This is a genomic window from Opitutia bacterium KCR 482 (assembly GCA_029269845.2).
Lineage (GTDB): Bacteria > Verrucomicrobiota > Verrucomicrobiia > Opitutales > Intestinicryptomonadaceae > Merdousia.
The window spans coordinates 161,737-177,315 of the sequence record CP149973.1 but is presented as its reverse complement, the minus strand read 5'-3'; the positions used below and the strand labels follow the sequence as shown (position 1 = coordinate 177,315).

Annotated in this window: 15 protein-coding genes and 1 other RNA gene; 3 read left to right on the top strand and 13 right to left on the bottom strand. The window is 56.8% G+C overall.

Annotated elements, in window-relative coordinates; genetic code table 11:
* Window positions 1–37: 37 nt before the first annotated feature.
* Together P3B99_000760 and P3B99_000755 are read right to left on the bottom strand one after the other, a co-directional pair.
* Window positions 38–1,252 carry an aspartate kinase gene (locus P3B99_000760; protein WYJ07659.1) on the bottom strand — a complete coding sequence of 405 codons (1,215 nt, stop codon included), beginning with the start codon at window positions 1,250–1,252 and terminating at the stop codon, window positions 38–40.
* Window positions 1,243–1,536: a hypothetical protein gene (locus P3B99_000755; protein WYJ07658.1), complete on the bottom strand. Its 294-nt coding sequence runs from the start codon at window positions 1,534–1,536 to the stop codon at window positions 1,243–1,245. Before P3B99_000755 ends, P3B99_000760 begins: the two co-directional genes overlap by 10 nt.
* Before the next feature lie 217 nt (window positions 1,537–1,753).
* Between P3B99_000755 and ssrS the strand changes: the two genes are divergently transcribed.
* A non-coding RNA gene (gene ssrS, locus P3B99_000750) (6S RNA) lies at window positions 1,754–1,941 on the top strand.
* A 120-nt stretch (window positions 1,942–2,061) separates the two neighbouring features.
* Here the strand turns inward: ssrS and P3B99_000745 are convergent.
* Both P3B99_000745 and P3B99_000740 read right to left on the bottom strand, forming a co-directional pair.
* Window positions 2,062–3,093 carry a hypothetical protein gene (locus P3B99_000745; protein WYJ07657.1) on the bottom strand — a complete coding sequence of 344 codons (1,032 nt, stop codon included), beginning with the start codon at window positions 3,091–3,093 and terminating at the stop codon, window positions 2,062–2,064.
* An 11-nt stretch (window positions 3,094–3,104) separates the two neighbouring features.
* A complete protein-coding gene (locus P3B99_000740; GenBank protein WYJ07656.1) occupies window positions 3,105–5,210 on the bottom strand; it encodes a DUF6259 domain-containing protein in 2,106 nt (701 codons plus the stop codon).
* A gap of 191 nt (window positions 5,211–5,401) precedes the next feature.
* Here P3B99_000740 and gap point away from each other — a divergent pair, with 191 nt between their 5' ends.
* Window positions 5,402–6,400, top strand: coding sequence for a type I glyceraldehyde-3-phosphate dehydrogenase (gene gap, locus P3B99_000735; GenBank protein WYJ07655.1), 999 nt, complete (start codon window positions 5,402–5,404; stop codon window positions 6,398–6,400).
* Between the two features lie 146 nt (window positions 6,401–6,546).
* On the top strand, window positions 6,547–7,110 hold the full coding sequence (locus P3B99_000730) for a shikimate kinase (protein WYJ07654.1): 564 nt from the start codon (window positions 6,547–6,549) through the stop codon (window positions 7,108–7,110).
* A 66-nt stretch (window positions 7,111–7,176) separates the two neighbouring features.
* On the opposite strand, the gene devC is transcribed toward P3B99_000730, so the two are convergent.
* From devC to P3B99_000685, 9 genes are all read right to left on the bottom strand, one after another.
* A complete protein-coding gene (gene devC, locus P3B99_000725; GenBank protein WYJ07653.1) occupies window positions 7,177–8,364 on the bottom strand; it encodes an ABC transporter permease DevC in 1,188 nt (395 codons plus the stop codon).
* A gap of 4 nt (window positions 8,365–8,368) precedes the next feature.
* Window positions 8,369–9,286, bottom strand: coding sequence for an efflux RND transporter periplasmic adaptor subunit (locus tag P3B99_000720; protein ID WYJ07652.1), 918 nt, complete (start codon window positions 9,284–9,286; stop codon window positions 8,369–8,371).
* A gap of 73 nt (window positions 9,287–9,359) precedes the next feature.
* The gene (xseA, locus tag P3B99_000715) at window positions 9,360–10,655 is read right to left on the bottom strand and encodes an exodeoxyribonuclease VII large subunit (protein ID WYJ07651.1); all 1,296 of its coding nucleotides are present in this window, start codon (window positions 10,653–10,655) and stop codon (window positions 9,360–9,362) included.
* Complete coding sequence (locus tag P3B99_000710) at window positions 10,630–11,334, bottom strand: hypothetical protein (GenBank protein WYJ07650.1); 705 nt, start codon at window positions 11,332–11,334, stop codon at window positions 10,630–10,632. Before P3B99_000710 ends, xseA begins: the two co-directional genes overlap by 26 nt.
* Before the next feature lie 43 nt (window positions 11,335–11,377).
* Window positions 11,378–11,950: a hypothetical protein gene (locus tag P3B99_000705; protein ID WYJ07649.1), complete on the bottom strand. Its 573-nt coding sequence runs from the start codon at window positions 11,948–11,950 to the stop codon at window positions 11,378–11,380.
* Entirely contained in the window at window positions 11,944–12,687 is a 744-nt protein-coding gene (locus P3B99_000700) for an MqnA/MqnD/SBP family protein (protein WYJ07648.1), read from the bottom strand. The genes P3B99_000705 and P3B99_000700 overlap by 7 nt, the downstream gene beginning before the upstream one ends.
* A gap of 1 nt (window position 12,688) precedes the next feature.
* Window positions 12,689–13,747, bottom strand: a complete 1,059-nt coding sequence (locus P3B99_000695) for a CofH family radical SAM protein (protein ID WYJ07647.1) — start codon at window positions 13,745–13,747, stop codon at window positions 12,689–12,691.
* Window positions 13,731–14,495 carry a menaquinone biosynthesis protein gene (locus tag P3B99_000690; protein WYJ07646.1) on the bottom strand — a complete coding sequence of 255 codons (765 nt, stop codon included), beginning with the start codon at window positions 14,493–14,495 and terminating at the stop codon, window positions 13,731–13,733. The genes P3B99_000695 and P3B99_000690 overlap by 17 nt, the downstream gene beginning before the upstream one ends.
* Window positions 14,485–15,522 carry a CofH family radical SAM protein gene (locus P3B99_000685; GenBank protein WYJ07645.1) on the bottom strand — a complete coding sequence of 346 codons (1,038 nt, stop codon included), beginning with the start codon at window positions 15,520–15,522 and terminating at the stop codon, window positions 14,485–14,487. Before P3B99_000685 ends, P3B99_000690 begins: the two co-directional genes overlap by 11 nt.
* Window positions 15,523–15,579: the final 57 nt, after the last annotated feature.

Below are 15,579 nucleotides of genomic sequence, written 5' to 3'. Positions count from 1 at the left end.
TTTGAAAAGCGCACCGCTTTGCGTCGGGGCGCGGAAACTATTTGTCGAGCGCAAACGCCGCGTGGAGCGCGTTCGCCGCCGCGTCGGCGTCTTCAAGCGAGATGCCGACCGAAATCTTGATTTCGCTCGTCGTGATAATCTGCACGTTTATGCTGTTGTCGGCGAGCGTGCGGAAGAACTTTGCCGCAACGCCGCTGTGCGAGCGCATGCCCGTGCCGATGACCGAAACCTTGGCGATGTCGCCCGTAATCGAAACCGTCGCGCCCTTGATAGTTTCGCAATGCGCGCGCAGGACTTTTTCGGCTTTCGCCGCGTCGTCTTTCGAGACCGTGAAGGTGAGGTTCGCCTTGCCGCCGCGTCCGACGTTCTGGACAATCATGTCGACCACGATTCCCGCCTCGCCGAGTTCGCGGAAGATTTCCGCCGCGGTGCCGGGCTTGTCGGGAATGTCGCTTACTGTAACTTTCGTCTGGTTTCTGTCTATTGCCACGCCGCTGATTACGACGTCTTCCAATGATGGTGCTTCCGATTTCACTATTGTTCCGGGTTCGTTGTTAAAGCTTGAGCGCACTTCGAAAACTACGTTGTGCTTCTGCGCAAATTCCACGCTTCGCGCCTGCATGACTTTCGAGCCGAGCGACGCCATTTCCAAAAGTTCCTCGTACGACATTTCGGGAATTTTGCGGGCGTTTTTGACCACGCGCGGGTCGGCGGTGTAGACGCCGCTGACGTCGGTGTAGATTTGGCAGATGTCGGCTTTGAGAGCCGCCGCCAGCGCGATTGCAGAAAGGTCGCTTCCGCCGCGTCCGAGCGTGGAAACGTTGCCGTGGCGGTCGATTCCCTGAAAGCCCGCGACTATCACGACCTCTCCGCGCGACAGGCATTCGCGAATGTCGCCGCCCGTGATTTCGACTATTCTTGCGCGGGTGTGGGCGTCGTCTGTAATGATGCCCGCCTGCGCGCCCGTCCTCGACACCGCTTTGAGCCCCAGCGAGTGCAACGCCATCGCCGTAAGCGCGATTGTCTCCTGTTCGCCGACGGCAAGGAGCATGTCCATCTCGCGCTCGTCGGGAGTTGCGGAAAACGTTTTCGCTCTGGCGATAAGTTCGTTTGTCACTCCGCTGCGGGCGGAGACGACCACGACGACGCTGTTTCCGCCGTCCACGAACGTTTTGATTCGCTTTGCGACATTGAGTATTCTGTCGGTATCGCCGACGGACGTGCCGCCGTATTTCTGTACAATCAGAGCCATATGCAAGTGTTTTTAAAATAAAAAATCAGTCGGAATATCCTGATAATATCGGCAATACTGTCAAGCAATTTCGCTAAAATAGCGCGGGGCGCGGGCGCGGAATCCGTGCCGTTCGGCGTCAGCCAGCCCGCGCCTTGCGGAGGTTCATGAGGGCGATTCCGAAAAGCATTGCGACGATTCCCGCAACTTGGAGTGCCTCCACCCTTTTGCCCAAAACCGCCGCCCGCAAACACCATTAAAACATATTTAAAATTCTTCATTTTCCTTGTTGTTTCGATTTTCATATTCGATATCTCGAAACAATCGCAAAAACAACGCATAGGCGGGCGGACTGCCCGTCTTGCAAAATGCGCGTAATTGTTCCGCAAAATTGCCTGCGGAATGCGGGCATGGAAAGCATCGAAGAATTATTCGCGGCGGAGAATGCCCGACGTTTTTTGCGAGAAATAAAGAAAAAAACTGCTTGAAAATCCGACGCGGTTTTGAGATAAGAAAAATAAGAAACCTCTGCGTTGTTCGATACTGCCGACTCGGTTCCCATCCTTAATGACATCAATTCAGGGAGCATGCCGCGCGCGGTGGCTGTCAAGCCGTCCGGAACGGAAGGCAAAAGTCGCGCCGGCCGCACCCACCTCGTTAAAAAGAGGTTGCGTTAACCTAACTGGCAAGGCGGCATCGGCGGGGGTTTCCCCTTTTTTATGCGTTGGGCTTTGCACGCGTCGAAATCAGGAACGCGGGGAAATCCTACTACAAAAAATGCGCTTCAAACGAAGCGCATTTTGTTTTGCCCAAGTTCGACCGTCCGACGCCTATTTTACGGAGCTTGGCAGGTGCAAATCTTCGGAATTGAATCTGTTTATAAAGTTGTCGCGCCAGACGAGCTTTCCGGAGCCTTTCCGCTCGAACTCCTCTTTGTACAGGCGCGCGTTCGGCGACGTTTTCGTAAAATACCCGTCGGATACTATGAGCGTTCCGCGCCTGTGCACAATGGCTACGGGGTTGTCCATTTTAAAAGTCTTGTAGTTGTTGAAATACGAGCACCCCAAAAGGCGCGTATTCGCCTCGACAAGAAAGCCGATAAGCCCCGTGTCGGCGTAGCAGTCGCGCAAAAGCGTGTCGCCGCCTGAGAGCTTGAAGCAGATTGAATCGGCAAGCATTTCGGGCAGCCCGCCCTTTTTTGCGGGAGGTATCGGCCCGCCCCAAACGTGGCAGCGCGTGTAGCGGTTCGAGCCTCCGCGCCGCTGGTCGATTCCTATTGTGTAGTCTACAATAATGCAGTCGGTAAAATGGCAGTCGCCGCTGTAAATTTGCATGCCTGCGTTCCCCGCAAGACCGCGCATTGTGTTGCGGAAGTACAGGTTGTTTGCTACAAGCTCGTAGCCGCCGCGCTTTTCGGCATCGCCCACGGTAAGCCCCGCCTTTTTGGGGTTGCGGAAAAGCGTGTCCCGAAAGGTGAAATGCTGGAAGTTTACGATTTTCACGCAGCCGTCGGCAAGCCCGTTTGCGTCGAATTCCCCGCCCGAAATGAAAGCGTTGTTGCGGCGGCTTTTCGAAGCACTTGCGGCGTCGTAGTAGAGCATGAACTCCATGGGCTTTACGGCGACGAACTTCGCGGTAATTTCCATGCGGAGCGACGCGCCGTTTGCGACGTTTAGGGTGGAGTCAATCTCGTACCTGCCTTCGGGAATGTCGAGCACGCCGAGCGGCACGCTCGCGACGGCGCGGGCAAGGCGCGGCGAGTCGGAAGTTTCGCCGTCGAGGCGCGGAAAATCCGCAAGATTCGCGCCCGACGCGGCAAGGGAGGCGAAAGCACAGAAAAGAAGGACCGTAAGTTTTTTCATGATATTTTGCGCTATTTTTTGTTTTTATCGAATATCAAAAGAGCCATGCCGTTTTTGCCGAGCGAAACTTCCGCGTTGCCTCCCCCGCCCGAAGCTTCGGCCTTTCCCAAAGTTTCGGATTTCGCAAACGTCGCGCCGTCCACGGAGACCTTTGCCGACACGGGTTTGTCGAGCCACAAATTGGCGACGAACACAGCGATTTGCGAATCGTTTTCGAATGTGGTGTAGTCGAGCCTGTCGTCGGAGACTTCCGCCAAGTCGCGGTCGCGGTATGTCCCGTTGAGAATGAGACTGCGGTATTTGCCGCGCAGGGCGTTTGCGGCGGAAAGATACGCCTTGTAGCGCGGGGTTTCGTCTATCGTCGCGCGGCAGCGGTAGATTTCGACGTCGCTCGTCCAGCCCCACATCAGGCAGAGATTCACGCGGCGTTCGATGTCGGAGTCGTCGCGGATTGTGCGGTCCGAAAAAATCACCTTCGGGAAAGCGTATTTGAAAAGGGGAACGTAGCGCATAAGCGGCTTGCCGTCGGGGCGCTTTTTCGCGGCGGAATAGTCCATGCCGCACGAATGCGCAAAATCGATGTGCCGCGAGGTTGCGTCGCCCACATACTCCGTGCCGAACGCCAAATCGGGTTTTTTCGACTTTATGTATGCGCGGATTTTTCCGAGCATTTCCGACTTGTGCCTCATCATGTCGGTGCACGGCACTTTGTGCTTGTGCGAAGCGTCCCAGCATATTTGGCTGCCGCTTCCGAGCTGGTCGAAAAATATTCCGTCGACACCCAGCGACACCGCGCGGTCCACATATCCTTTGAGCACGCGCTCCCATTCGTCGGTTCCGTGGCACGCCGTCACAAAGGTCTTGTGCCCGAGCACACGGAGTCCCGTGCCGTCGCCGCCAAAGGGATAGCGTTCGATGTGCGGCAGCCCGCTCGGAGTTTTTACGCAGACTTTTTCTCCGCGGCCGCTCTTGTAGTAGTCGGTCGAAACGTCGATGAGCTGTCCGTTGAAATAGAGCAGCACTTTTCCGCCGCGGGCTTGGTATTTCCTGATGTTTTCGCGCAAAACGGCGTCGCCGCCCTGCTCCGTTTCGGGGGAATAGTCGGGATAGCCGGCGTCCATGCCCTCTTTCCACCAGCCGAAAAGCAGAATGGTGTCAAGTCCGCATTCGAAGCCAGCCGTGCCGATTTCGGAGTCGAGCTTCGCATACGGAAAGAACACGCGCCCGTATTGGTGGCGCATAATTATCCGCTGCCAGCCGTTCATATTTTCTATGAATTTGGGACGCTCGGGAATTTTGAAGAAGCTTTCGCACGCGCGGGCGTACAGACGCGCCCCCTCGCGCCAATCGCCGACGGTCGGGGCGACGGCAAACTCCGCGGTTGCGTACGATTCCCCCGGTTTTATGAACGGGTACTTCACCATGGCGACGTCGAGAAACTTGAATTTGCCGTTTTCCTTGCGGTATCTTGCCAAATGCAGGGTAAGCTCGAAATTCGGGTCTATCGAGGCGAAGTAGAGCGAGCCTTTTGGGTTTTGAATTACAAACATGTTCATCGTGCGGGACATCGGGTACGGGACGTAGTGCTCGACGGCGATGTTGTCCTGCGATTTGTACTGGGTTTCGGCGCGCTCCACATGCTTGTAAAAGTCGGGTACAAGCGCGCCGCCGCCGCCCGAATTCACGAGGCTTGCCGATTTGTCGATGCCCGCGTTTTTAATCATCGGGAACTGGAATTCGCGCAGGATTTTGTCTTTCGAGTTGTTCGAAATTTTCGCCGAAAAGCGGACTTCCTCGGCCTCCAAGCGGCACGCGACCTCCACGGGAAATTCTCCGCCGAACGAAAGCGTCGCGAGCGTGTCGGACTTTTTTTCAACCCTCACGGGGACGCTCTCCGACTCGACGGGCTCTTCGAGAAGCTCGTTCTGCGTGTAGATTATGCGCCAAAGCCCCTGCCCGCCCGCATAGTTTTCGCCCGAAATTTTGTTTTTGAGCAATGCAAGATTGCCCAAGTCGTCGAACTCGACGGCGAGCTTGCCGTTTTCGAGCCTCACGTTCGCCCAAAGCGCGGAAGCCGCAAGCGCAAGTCCCGCAAAAAATGCCAGTTTTTTTCTCATATACAGATATGTGTGTTGGTATTTGCGCAGATAAATAAACGGAAGTCCGCGGAATAGTCGAGAATTTTTTGCGCCCGCCCGCCGTTTCCGACGGGAGAAGAAAAAATCGAAAAAAAGAGTTGCAAGAATCAAAGTCCGCGCGATAATGCGAAGCTTCAATTTTTATTAAACCAATAGAAAAGGAAAATAAAATGATTAAAGTAGGCATTAACGGTTTCGGACGCATCGGCCGCATGGTTTTCCGTGCAGCTTTCGAAAACTTCTCGAAGGACATCGAGATCGTCGGCATCAACGACCTGCTCGACCCCGAATACTTGGCTTATATGCTCAAGTATGACTCGGTTCACGGCAGATTCAACGGCGAAGTTTCCGTAGAAGGCAACTTCCTCGTCGTAAACGGCCAGAAAATCCGCATCACGGCTGAAAAAGACCCCGCGAACCTCAAATGGGACGAAGTTCAGGCTGACGTCGTTGTTGAATCGACGGGCTTCTTCCTCACGGAAGAACTCGCTTCGGCGCACCTCAAAGCCGGCGCGAAGAAAGTCATCATGTCGGCTCCCTCGAAGGACGCTACTCCGATGTTCGTTTACGGCGTAAACGACAAGACCTATGCCGGTCAGAAAATCATCTCGAACGCTTCCTGCACAACCAACTGCTTGGCTCCCATCTCGAAGGTTCTCAACGACAAGTTCGGTATCAAGCGCGGCTTGATGACGACTGTCCACGCTGCAACCGCTACCCAGAAAACGGTTGACGGTCCCTCGAAGAAGGACTGGCGCGGCGGCCGCGGTATCCTCGAAAACATCATTCCGTCCTCGACGGGTGCTGCGAAGGCTGTCGGTAAAGTTCTCCCCGAACTCAACGGCAAGCTCACGGGTATGTCGATGCGCGTTCCCTGCTCCGACGTTTCGGTTGTCGACCTCACGGTTGAACTCAACAAGGAATGCACTTACGACGAAATCTGCGCCGCTATGAAGGCTGCTTCCGAAGGCGAACTCAAAGGTATCCTCGGCTACACCGAAGACGCAGTCGTTTCGACGGACTTCCGCAACTGCCCGAAGACCTCCATCTTCGACGCAAAGGCCGGTATCCAGCTCGACAAGACTTTCGTCAAGGTCGTTTCCTGGTACGACAACGAATGGGGCTATTCGAACAAGGTTCTCGAAATGGCTCGCGTTATCGCCAAGTAATTGCGGCATTCGAACGCGGAGATTCGTCTCCGCAAAAAAAAGACGGCATTGCGCCGTCTTTTTTTTTGCGCTTGTCGGAATTTTAGGAGGCGGCGGGCGCGTTTTCGGCTTGCAATAAAAGCGGTATGTGAAATATTGAAAATACCATGCCGCAAAGCTCCGACAAAAAATTTTCGCCCAACCTGTATCTCCTCGGATTTATGGGCACGGGCAAAAGTGCGCTCGGCAAAAGGCTCGCAAAACGGCTCGGCTTCCGCTTTATAGACTCCGACGCCGAAATCGAGAGCAAGTGCGGAATGGAGACAAAAGACATCTTCGCAAAATACGGCGAGGAATATTTCAGAAAGCTCGAACGCGAATTCATCGAAAGCGGACACCCCGACCACGGCTGCGTGGTGGCGTGCGGCGGCGGGCTTTGCTGCCGCGGCGACATGCCCGAACTTGTGAAATCGAAAGGCGTAAGCGTGGTTTTGTTCAGCTCGCCCGACGAAATTTTGGCCCGCGTTTCGGGCAACGACAAACGCCCTCTTCTGAACGTTGACAACAGGCTCGAAAAGATAAAATCCCTGCTTGCCGAACGCACGCCCTATTACATGCGAAGCGGCGTGGCGATTGCCGCAGACCCCAACCTCAAAGTTTCGGAAGACAGAATCTTCCGCATCTACGCGGCAAAGCGCAGAAAGCTCGCAAAAAAACGAAACGCCAAATAAAGAAAAGCCGACCTTAACGAAGGCCGGCTTTTTTCTTGCCCATGCAGACGCGCTTCGGCGGCTTGCTTAGAAGATGTCGGCGGGGTTCGCCTTGCGGAGCTTGCGCGTCGCCAAAAGCCCCGCAAAAACGCACATCGAAAGCGACAGACCGAAGACGATAAGCAGGCTGTCGAGCGACATGTACGTCGGCATTCCCGCAATCTCGCGCGTCATAATGTAGAGAAGCTCGGCGAGCAACGCCCCGGGGATAAAGCCCAAGAACGACAGAATGAAAGACTCCTGCACAATTATCCCCACAAAGAAAGAGTCGGCAAATCCGATTGCTTTCAATGTAGCGTATTCGGGAATGTGGTCGGAAACGTCGGTGTACAAAATCTGGTAGACGATAACCGCTCCGACGAAAATCGCAACCGCCATCGACGCGCCGATTACGAAGCCGATGGGCGTGCGCTTGCCCCAGTACGCCTTTTCCGACTTTACAAACTCGTCTTTTGTCATCACCTTCACGTTTTGCGGAAAAATCTTTTTCAGCGACTCCGCAACCTCGTCGGGGTTCGCCCCCTCGCGCAGTTTCAGGACACCCACATCGCTTACGCCCGACGGAGAGTGCCAGAATTTTTCGAGCGTGGCAAGGCTCATAAGCACGTTGCCGTCGGCGGCAAACGTAGGCCCTATTTCGATAAGCCCCACAATGTCCGACTTTTCGCCCGCGATTTCCGTGCGGACTTTTCCGCCGCTTTCGAACAGCCTGCCGACGTCGCCGTACTGCGAGCGCGAGAGCGAGTCGAACAGAACCGTTCCGTGGTTTTTTAATAAATTTTGCTGTTCGCAAATATCTTTTGATAAAAAGACCTTTCGGGACGGATCGAAGGCGATAAGGAAGATGTCGCGCTCGCGGCCGTCGCCTACGCTCTTGAAGGACGCGCAGCCGAGCTTTATCGAATTCGCCTCAACAACGTCGGGGTTCGCGAGAGCCTGATGCAGCCTTACGTTTGCAAAGCCGCGCCCCACCCCGAAATATTCGTAGTGCGAGCCTACAATCATAACCTGCCCGTCGAGCAGCAGGAGCGGGCCGACAACCTGTTTGTAGAGCGCGGTTTGAAGCCCCATTTGGAAGAGCATCATCGCCACCGCGAACGTGATGCCCGCAAGCGCCACCGCAAACCGCTTGCTTTCGGACGCCAGTTGTAGCCACGCAAGCGGAATGCCGAGCGGCACGATTTTCTCGAAAAGACTTTTTTTGTTCCGCGCCACTTTGCTACTTCAAAAGGATGCGCACGTTTACCTGCGAGCCGATGAGGTTTTTGAAGCTCGAAGCGTCGTCGAGCTTGATTTTTGCGACAATCACGCGGGTGTTGGAGTACTCGCTTGGGTCGGTGCTGAACAGCCTGTTCGACTTCACATAGCCCGAAATCTGCACGACCGCCCCGCCGAAAACCTTTTTGCCGAGCGCGTCGGCGGTGATTTCCGCCCTGTCGCCGACCTTGATTTTCGCGATGTCGGCAACGTAGACTTCGGCGTTTACGAACATCTCGCGGGTGTTTGCGAGTTCGCAGACGCCCTCCGCGCCGACCGCCTCTCCGCGCTCGCAGTTGAGTTCGACGATTTCGCCCGAAACGGGCGCGCGCAGTGTGAATTCTTCGAAATGGCGGCGAGACTCGGCGACGACTTTTTCGGCTTCCGCAACGACGTTCTTTTCGTTGGCCTCGACAAGCGCGAGCATGCCTTTTGCCTGTCCGATTTTGCGGGCAAGCGACTCCTGCTCGTACTCGATTTCCTCGCGCTCGCGGCGCGGCGGGTCTTTTTCGTCGAGAATTTTTTTGTTTTGCGCGAACGAGCCGCCGAGGTCGTCCACAAGATTTTTCTGCTGCTGCACGCGGATTGCCGACGCGCTCTTCACCGCCGCGAGCACGGCTTCGGCGCGTTCGAGCGACGCCTTCGCCTTGTCAATCCCCGCCATTTCGGCGACCTTCGCGCCGCTTTCGACAAAGTCTCCCTTTTTCACGAAGAGCGTTTTGACAACGGGCTGCGCGCCCGTCGGCGACGCCGCAGTGAGCTTTGCAATGCGCTCGGCGGGCGCGACCCTGCCCATGCAGGCGACGGAGTCAAGCGCGGATTCGGCAAATGCGGGCATAGCCGCAAGCGATATCGACAGAATAAAAAGCGATTTTTTCATAAAGGCAAGATTAGTTTTCCGTTTTCGTTTTACAATACTTAATTGGAAAATCGGCGCAATCGGACGCGCTTTGCTAACGCCGCGCCACGCTTCCGACCGTCGCGGAAACCGAGCCGTCGGAGAAGCGCACGTCCAGAGTTTCGCCGACTTTTGCCGTCGCCGCCGAAACCGCGCGGCCGTCGGAATCGGTCGCAAGCGCGAAGCCGCGTTTTAGCGTGTTTTCAACGCCCAAAATTTCGAGCTGTTTCGACATCGCCGAAAGCCTGTCCGACATCGCCGCCAAGCGCGGAAGCGGCGCAACCGAGGCGAAGTGGGCGCGGGCTTCGGCAAGCTCCGAGCGGAGCGCGTGGATTCTTTGCGCCGCCGAAAAATCGAGCCGCGCCGACATTTCGTCGAGCCTCAGCGCGTAGTTTGCGATTTTTTCCGTCGGCGAATTCGCCCGCAAAACGCCCGCCTTTGCGTCGAGCTCCGCGCGCAACGCGGCCAGTCTGAATTGCGCGCGTTTTGCGATATTTTCGAAAGTCTCGCGCAATGCCGAAGACGCCTCGATGTACGCGCTCGAAATGTGTTCCGCCGCCGCGCTCGGAGTTTCGGCGCGGAGGTCTGCGGCGAAGTCGGAAAGGGTGAAGTCAATCTCGTGCCCGACCGCGGAAATCGTGGGTATCGGGCATGCCGCGACGGCGCGGGCGACGATTTCCTCGTTGAAAGGCCACAGGTCCTCCAAACTTCCGCCGCCGCGCATGAGCACAAGGAGGTCGAACGGCGAGCCGTCGGGCGCGGCGCGCGTCTGCGCGTATTCGATTTGCGAAACTATTTCCCGCGCCGCCTCCGCCCCCTGAACCCTCGACGGCAGAATCCACACGTTGCCGCGCCAGCCGCGGCGCGTAAGTATTCGGCAGAAGTCGCGGATTGCCGCCCCCGTCGGCGAAGTTATGACCGCCACGTTTTTGGGAAGCGTCGGAATTTGTTTTTTGCGCTCCGCGTCGAAAAGCCCCTCGTCGGCAAGCTTGCGTTTGAGCGCGTTGAAGCGTTCGGCGAGGCTTCCCGCGCCGTCGGGCAGAGCCGCGCGGACAATAAGCTGGTAGTTGCCGCGCTGTTCGTAGACCGAGATTTCGCCGTACGCGAAAATCTTCATGCCCTCGCGCAGGGGGAAAGACACCGCACGGGCGTTGCCCTTGAAGAGCACCGCCGAAATCGCGGCGTCCTCGTCTTTGAGCGTGAAGTATGTGTGTCCGCTCGAATAGGTTTTGAGGTTCGAAATTTCGCCGCTTAGCCACAGTTCGGGAACCGACGTTTTTACCAGCATTTTGAAACGCCGCGAGAATTCGCCGACGCTCAAAATTTCATCGCTCTGTTTTAGAAATTCCATTTTTTTTGAGTTTGTGCCCGTAGCGTTTTTCGAGCATTCGGGCGATTACGGCGACGACCATCAGCAGGCTCGACCCCAGAATTATCTTCGAAATTCCGCCCTCGAAAATCCCCTCGCCGAAATACACATACGCCGAAATTTGCAAATACTGAATCGGCAGCGACACCACAACGTACTTGAAAAACGAAACGTTCGCCGCGCCCAAAACGTAGTTTTGCACCGCCAGAGGATTTCCGGGAATCATGCGCATCAGAAACGTCAGCTCGTACTGCTCGTAGGGCGGGATTTCGGGAATATTCACGCCGCGCTTTTCGAGCACCCGCCTGAGAAACAACCCGAATTTCCGCGAGATGAAATACGACACCACAACGTTTGCCGAAACTCCCGCAAGGCAGAACAGCAGCACAACCCAGTAGGGTTCGGGACGCGCCGCCGCCACGACGAACACGGGGGTTACGGGCAGGAAAAACAGCGGCAGGGCGAAAATCGCAAGCGCGTAGAACGCGAGCGGCACGCCGTCGAGAATCTTCACACTGTCGCGGAAATAGACCCCCAGTTCGGCGACACCCCCCATGATTTCGTCGCGCCAAAGAAAGAGCGTCCACGCGAATACGAGCGCGACCGCCGCCGCGCCGAAGAGAACCAGTTTTGCCTTTCTGCTTTCGAAAAATTTTCTCATAAAAAACGAAGACTATTTTGCCGCGCCCGCGGATTTTCAAGCGTTAAATCCAGACGCCCTCCATTTGCGCGAATTTTTCGGACATCTTTTTTATGTTTCCGGAAATATCGCATTCGTGCGAAAAGTCGGTCACCATTTTCACCATCGAAATTTTTTTGCCGAAAACCTCCGCCGCCCGCGCGAGCGCGTAGCCCTCCATGTCGACAAGCGGCGCGAATTTTCCCGCATACTCGCGCTCCTCGCGCGTCGAAACGGGGCTGCCGCTCGACACCAACGCCCTGCCCGCGCGTCCGAGCCTGAACGTCATTTCGTTGTAGGGTTCGAGGCACACCACTTTCGAAATTTTGTAGAATTTCCCCATCTCGACGGGTTTGCCGCCGAACGCCGTAGCCCCCGCCGCGCCCACGTTGAGAACGTCGCCGAACCTGAATTTCCGCGCCGCCCACGCGAACGCGACCGACGCGTTCACAAGCCCGATTCCCGTGATTACAATCAGATTCCGCCGATTGCGCCAGACCCTGAACGGCTCGGCGCAGATTTGTTTGTATCCGAATTTTTTTTCGGCGAGAACGCGCTCGGCCTCCATTCGGGTTGCGAAAAATACGGCTCTTAGCATAGAGAATCCAGAAGTTTTTTTCTTATCGGGGAGATGTCGAAAGAGTAGTCGTTGACGAACGCGTAGATGTGTTTTCTCAGCACGTCTGGGTCGAGGTACTGCGCCATGTTTGCGACATACGGGTAGGTTTTTTCGGGGTCGGCGAACGCCGCGCTCAGGCTTGCGCGGATTGCCGACTCGATCGAGGGGCGGCGTTCCGAAAAATCGCGGCGCACGCAGATGCAGCCGAGCGGCACGGGAAGCCCCGTCGAGTTGCTCCACTCCGCGCCCAAGTCGCACAGCAGTTCGAGTCCGAGAGATTCGTACACAAAACGCCCCTCGTGAATGAGCACTCCCGCGCGGAATTCGCCGGCCGCCACGGCGTCTGCGATTTTCCGAAAGTGCATCGGGCGCATTTTTACGTTTTTGCCGAATTTGTGTTTGAGCAGCAGCGCCGCCGTCGTGTTTATGCCGGGGACTGCGAATACGCAGTCGGCGTCGATTTCCCCGCGCCCGACAAGCACGGGTCCCGTGCCCATTCCGAGAGCCGCGCCCGCGTCGAGAAGCTCGTATTTGCCGTCGCACTTCGCGTACTGGGCAAAGGACATTTTTGTAATCGGATACGTTCCGTTTTCGGCGGCGAGGTTGAGGTTTTCGATGTCGTCGAAAACGAATTCGAAGTCCGACTCAACCGCGCCGTCGATTAGCCCGAAGTATGTGAACGTGTCGTTGGGACAGGGTGTGATTGCGAATTTCATTTTAGAATGCGCGTATTGTATTGTAGAGACCGTCGCGTTCGCGCGGGCGGAAACCCGCGTTGCGGATAACCCTGCGCATGTTTTCGGCGGTCGCCCTGTTGTCGATTCCCGCTGCGCGGACCACCATTTCGTCCATGAGCACCCCGCCGACGTCGTTCGCCCCGAAAAGCAGCGCGACTTCCGCCGCCCTCAGCCCCTCGGTCAGCCAGCCCGACTGCACGTATTTTACGTTGTCCAAAAATATGCGCGAGACCGCCAGCATTTTCAGAAATTCGGGCGAGCCGACGCGCTCCACTTTCCCCTCTATTTCGGTGTTTTCGGGGGCGACGGGCCACGCGATGAACGCCTTGAAGACACCCGTTTCGTCCTGAATTTTCCTTATCCGCGAAAGGTGCTCTATGCGCTCGGAAAGGTTTTCGCCTATGCCGAAAGTCATTGTTGCCGACGAGTACATGCCGATATGCGCAAGCGAGCGCATAACCTCGGTCCATTCCTCGACAGTGCACTTGTTGCCGCAAACTTCGGCGCGCACGCGCGGCACGAGAATGTCGGCAGCCCCCGGAACGGAATCCGCGCCCGCGTCTTTGAGGCGGCGCACGCAGTCGGCAATCGCAATCCCCGCGCCCCTCGCGAACCAGACGATTTCGGACGGCGAAAACACATGCAGCCAAAGATCGGGATACGCCGCCTTTATCCGCCGCAAAAGACCCTCCGCCCATTCGAGGCGGAAGTCGGGGTGGAGGCCGCCCTGCAACATCAGCTGGACGCCGCCGCGCTCGACGGCGTCGCCGCAAAGCCGCAAAATTTCGTCGTCCGAAAGCGTGTACGGCGAGATTCTGCCCGCCTTTGCGTGGTACGCGCAAAACGCGCACATCGCCTTGCAGACATTGGAATAGTTCACCATGCGGTTGACGATATACCCCGCCTCTCCCGACGGGTCGAGACTGCGCCTGCGGGCGTCGGCCATGCGCCCCAATTCGAAGAGCGGCGCGTCGAAAAGCGCGAGGGCCTCCGCCTCCGAAACGCGCCCGCCGTTTGCGATTTTATCCGATATATCCATCGAGAGCCTCCACATATTTAAATGATTTTTCGAACTCGCCGCCGTCGAATCTGTAAATCAGGCGCGAGTAGTATTTTTCCAAAACCGAACGCGCAATCGGCACGCCCTCCGACTGCTCGAAGCGTCTTGCGGCGACGTCGAGCCAGCGCGGCTTTTGCGATTCGAACAGTTCGAGCGACTTTCCGAAATATTCGCGCACTTCGCCCTCCGCCCCGCCGAAGATTCCGCGCCGCGCAACCGCCACCGCGTAAATCATGGGCACTTCCGCAACCTCTTTCCAGAGTTCGCCCAAGTCGGCGACAAAGCCGTAGTCGGAGGCGTCGAAAGAAAGGGCGCGGTTGCCGATAAGCAAAACGGCGTCGGCATCGGCGATTCCGTCGGCGCGCGGAAGCGCAAAGATGTCGATTTTGTATTTTTTGACCATCGCGTAGCGGAACGCCCTGATTGACGTGCCGCTTTCGGAAGTGATGAAAATTTTGCGCCCGCCGAGCCGCCCGAGGGGCGCGCGCGAAAACAGCTTTACCGACATTATTTCGCCGTCGCCTCCTATGCAAAAATCGGGGATAACCGCATAGTCTTTTGCGACTTTCGGATAAATCCAGCGCGAGATTAGCGAGATGTCGAGCGCGCCGCTTTCGACCGCGGCGTTAAGCTTCGACGGCACTGCCTCGCGCACGTCGAACGGCGGTTCCGCGCAGAAAAGCGGAATGCTGTTGATGTACGAAACCCTGCCGAAACTATGCGCCATAATTGGAATTGCATTTCACCGGCTCGAAGCCCGCTCCGGCTATCGTGCGCCGCATGAACTCTTCGGTGCGCTCCGTTTTAGCCGCTCCCGCCGCCGCCGCGACCTCCTCATGCCAGTGCGTTCCGCCGATGTCGTCCGCGCCGAAGTTAAGCAGTATCTGCGCCATTCTGTCGCCGAAGTGCGGAATCGGCACGCGGATATGCGGAAAATTGTCGAGAACGATTCTCGCAAGCGAGCATATTTTGAGGTCGTACACGCCCGACGCCTTCGAGCTAATCGCGCTTGCGCCGCGCCTGAACGGAAGCGGCACGAACGCCTTGAAGCCGCCCGTTTCGTCCTGCAATTCGCGCAGCCTGAACAGATGGTCTACGACCGTTTCGGGCGTTTCGATGTGCCCGTAAAGCATTGTGGCGTTTGTCTTCAAGCCGCAGCGGTGGGCGACGCGCATTGCGCCGAGCCATTCGTCGGCGGTGAGCTTGTTCGGCGAGATTTTTTCGCGCACGGCGTCGTCGAAAATTTCGGCGCCTCCCCCGGGGAGCGCGCCCGTTCCCGCGTCCATGAGCATGCGGATTACGGTTTCGAGCGGCAGCCCCGACACCCGCGACATCAGCACGCATTCCGACACCGTGAACGACACCACGTTGAGCTTTTGGTCGGCGTCTTTCACGGCTTTCACAACGTCGATGTAGTACGCCAGCGGAAGCTTGGAGTACATGCCGCCGATGATGTGGATTTCCTCCGCGCCCATTTTCGAAAAGTTCGCCGCCCTTTCGCGCACTTCGTCGGGCGAAAGCAGGTAGGAGCCTTCCTGCCCCTCCTTTCTGGAAAACGAGCAAATGGGGCAGAGAGCCTCGCAAATATTCGAATACGTTATCGCCGCGTTCACCGCGTAATAAGCCTTGTTGCCGTGGCGCGCCCTGCGGGCGGCGTCGGCGCGTTCGCCCAAATCGAGCGGACTGCCCGATTTCAAAAGTTCGAGAGCCTCTTCGCGTCCGATGCATCCGCTTCTGTCTGCAAAATTTTCCATTCGGACAAGCATGGCACAAGCCGCGCTTTTGTCAAGCAGACAGGCGCGGAACAAACG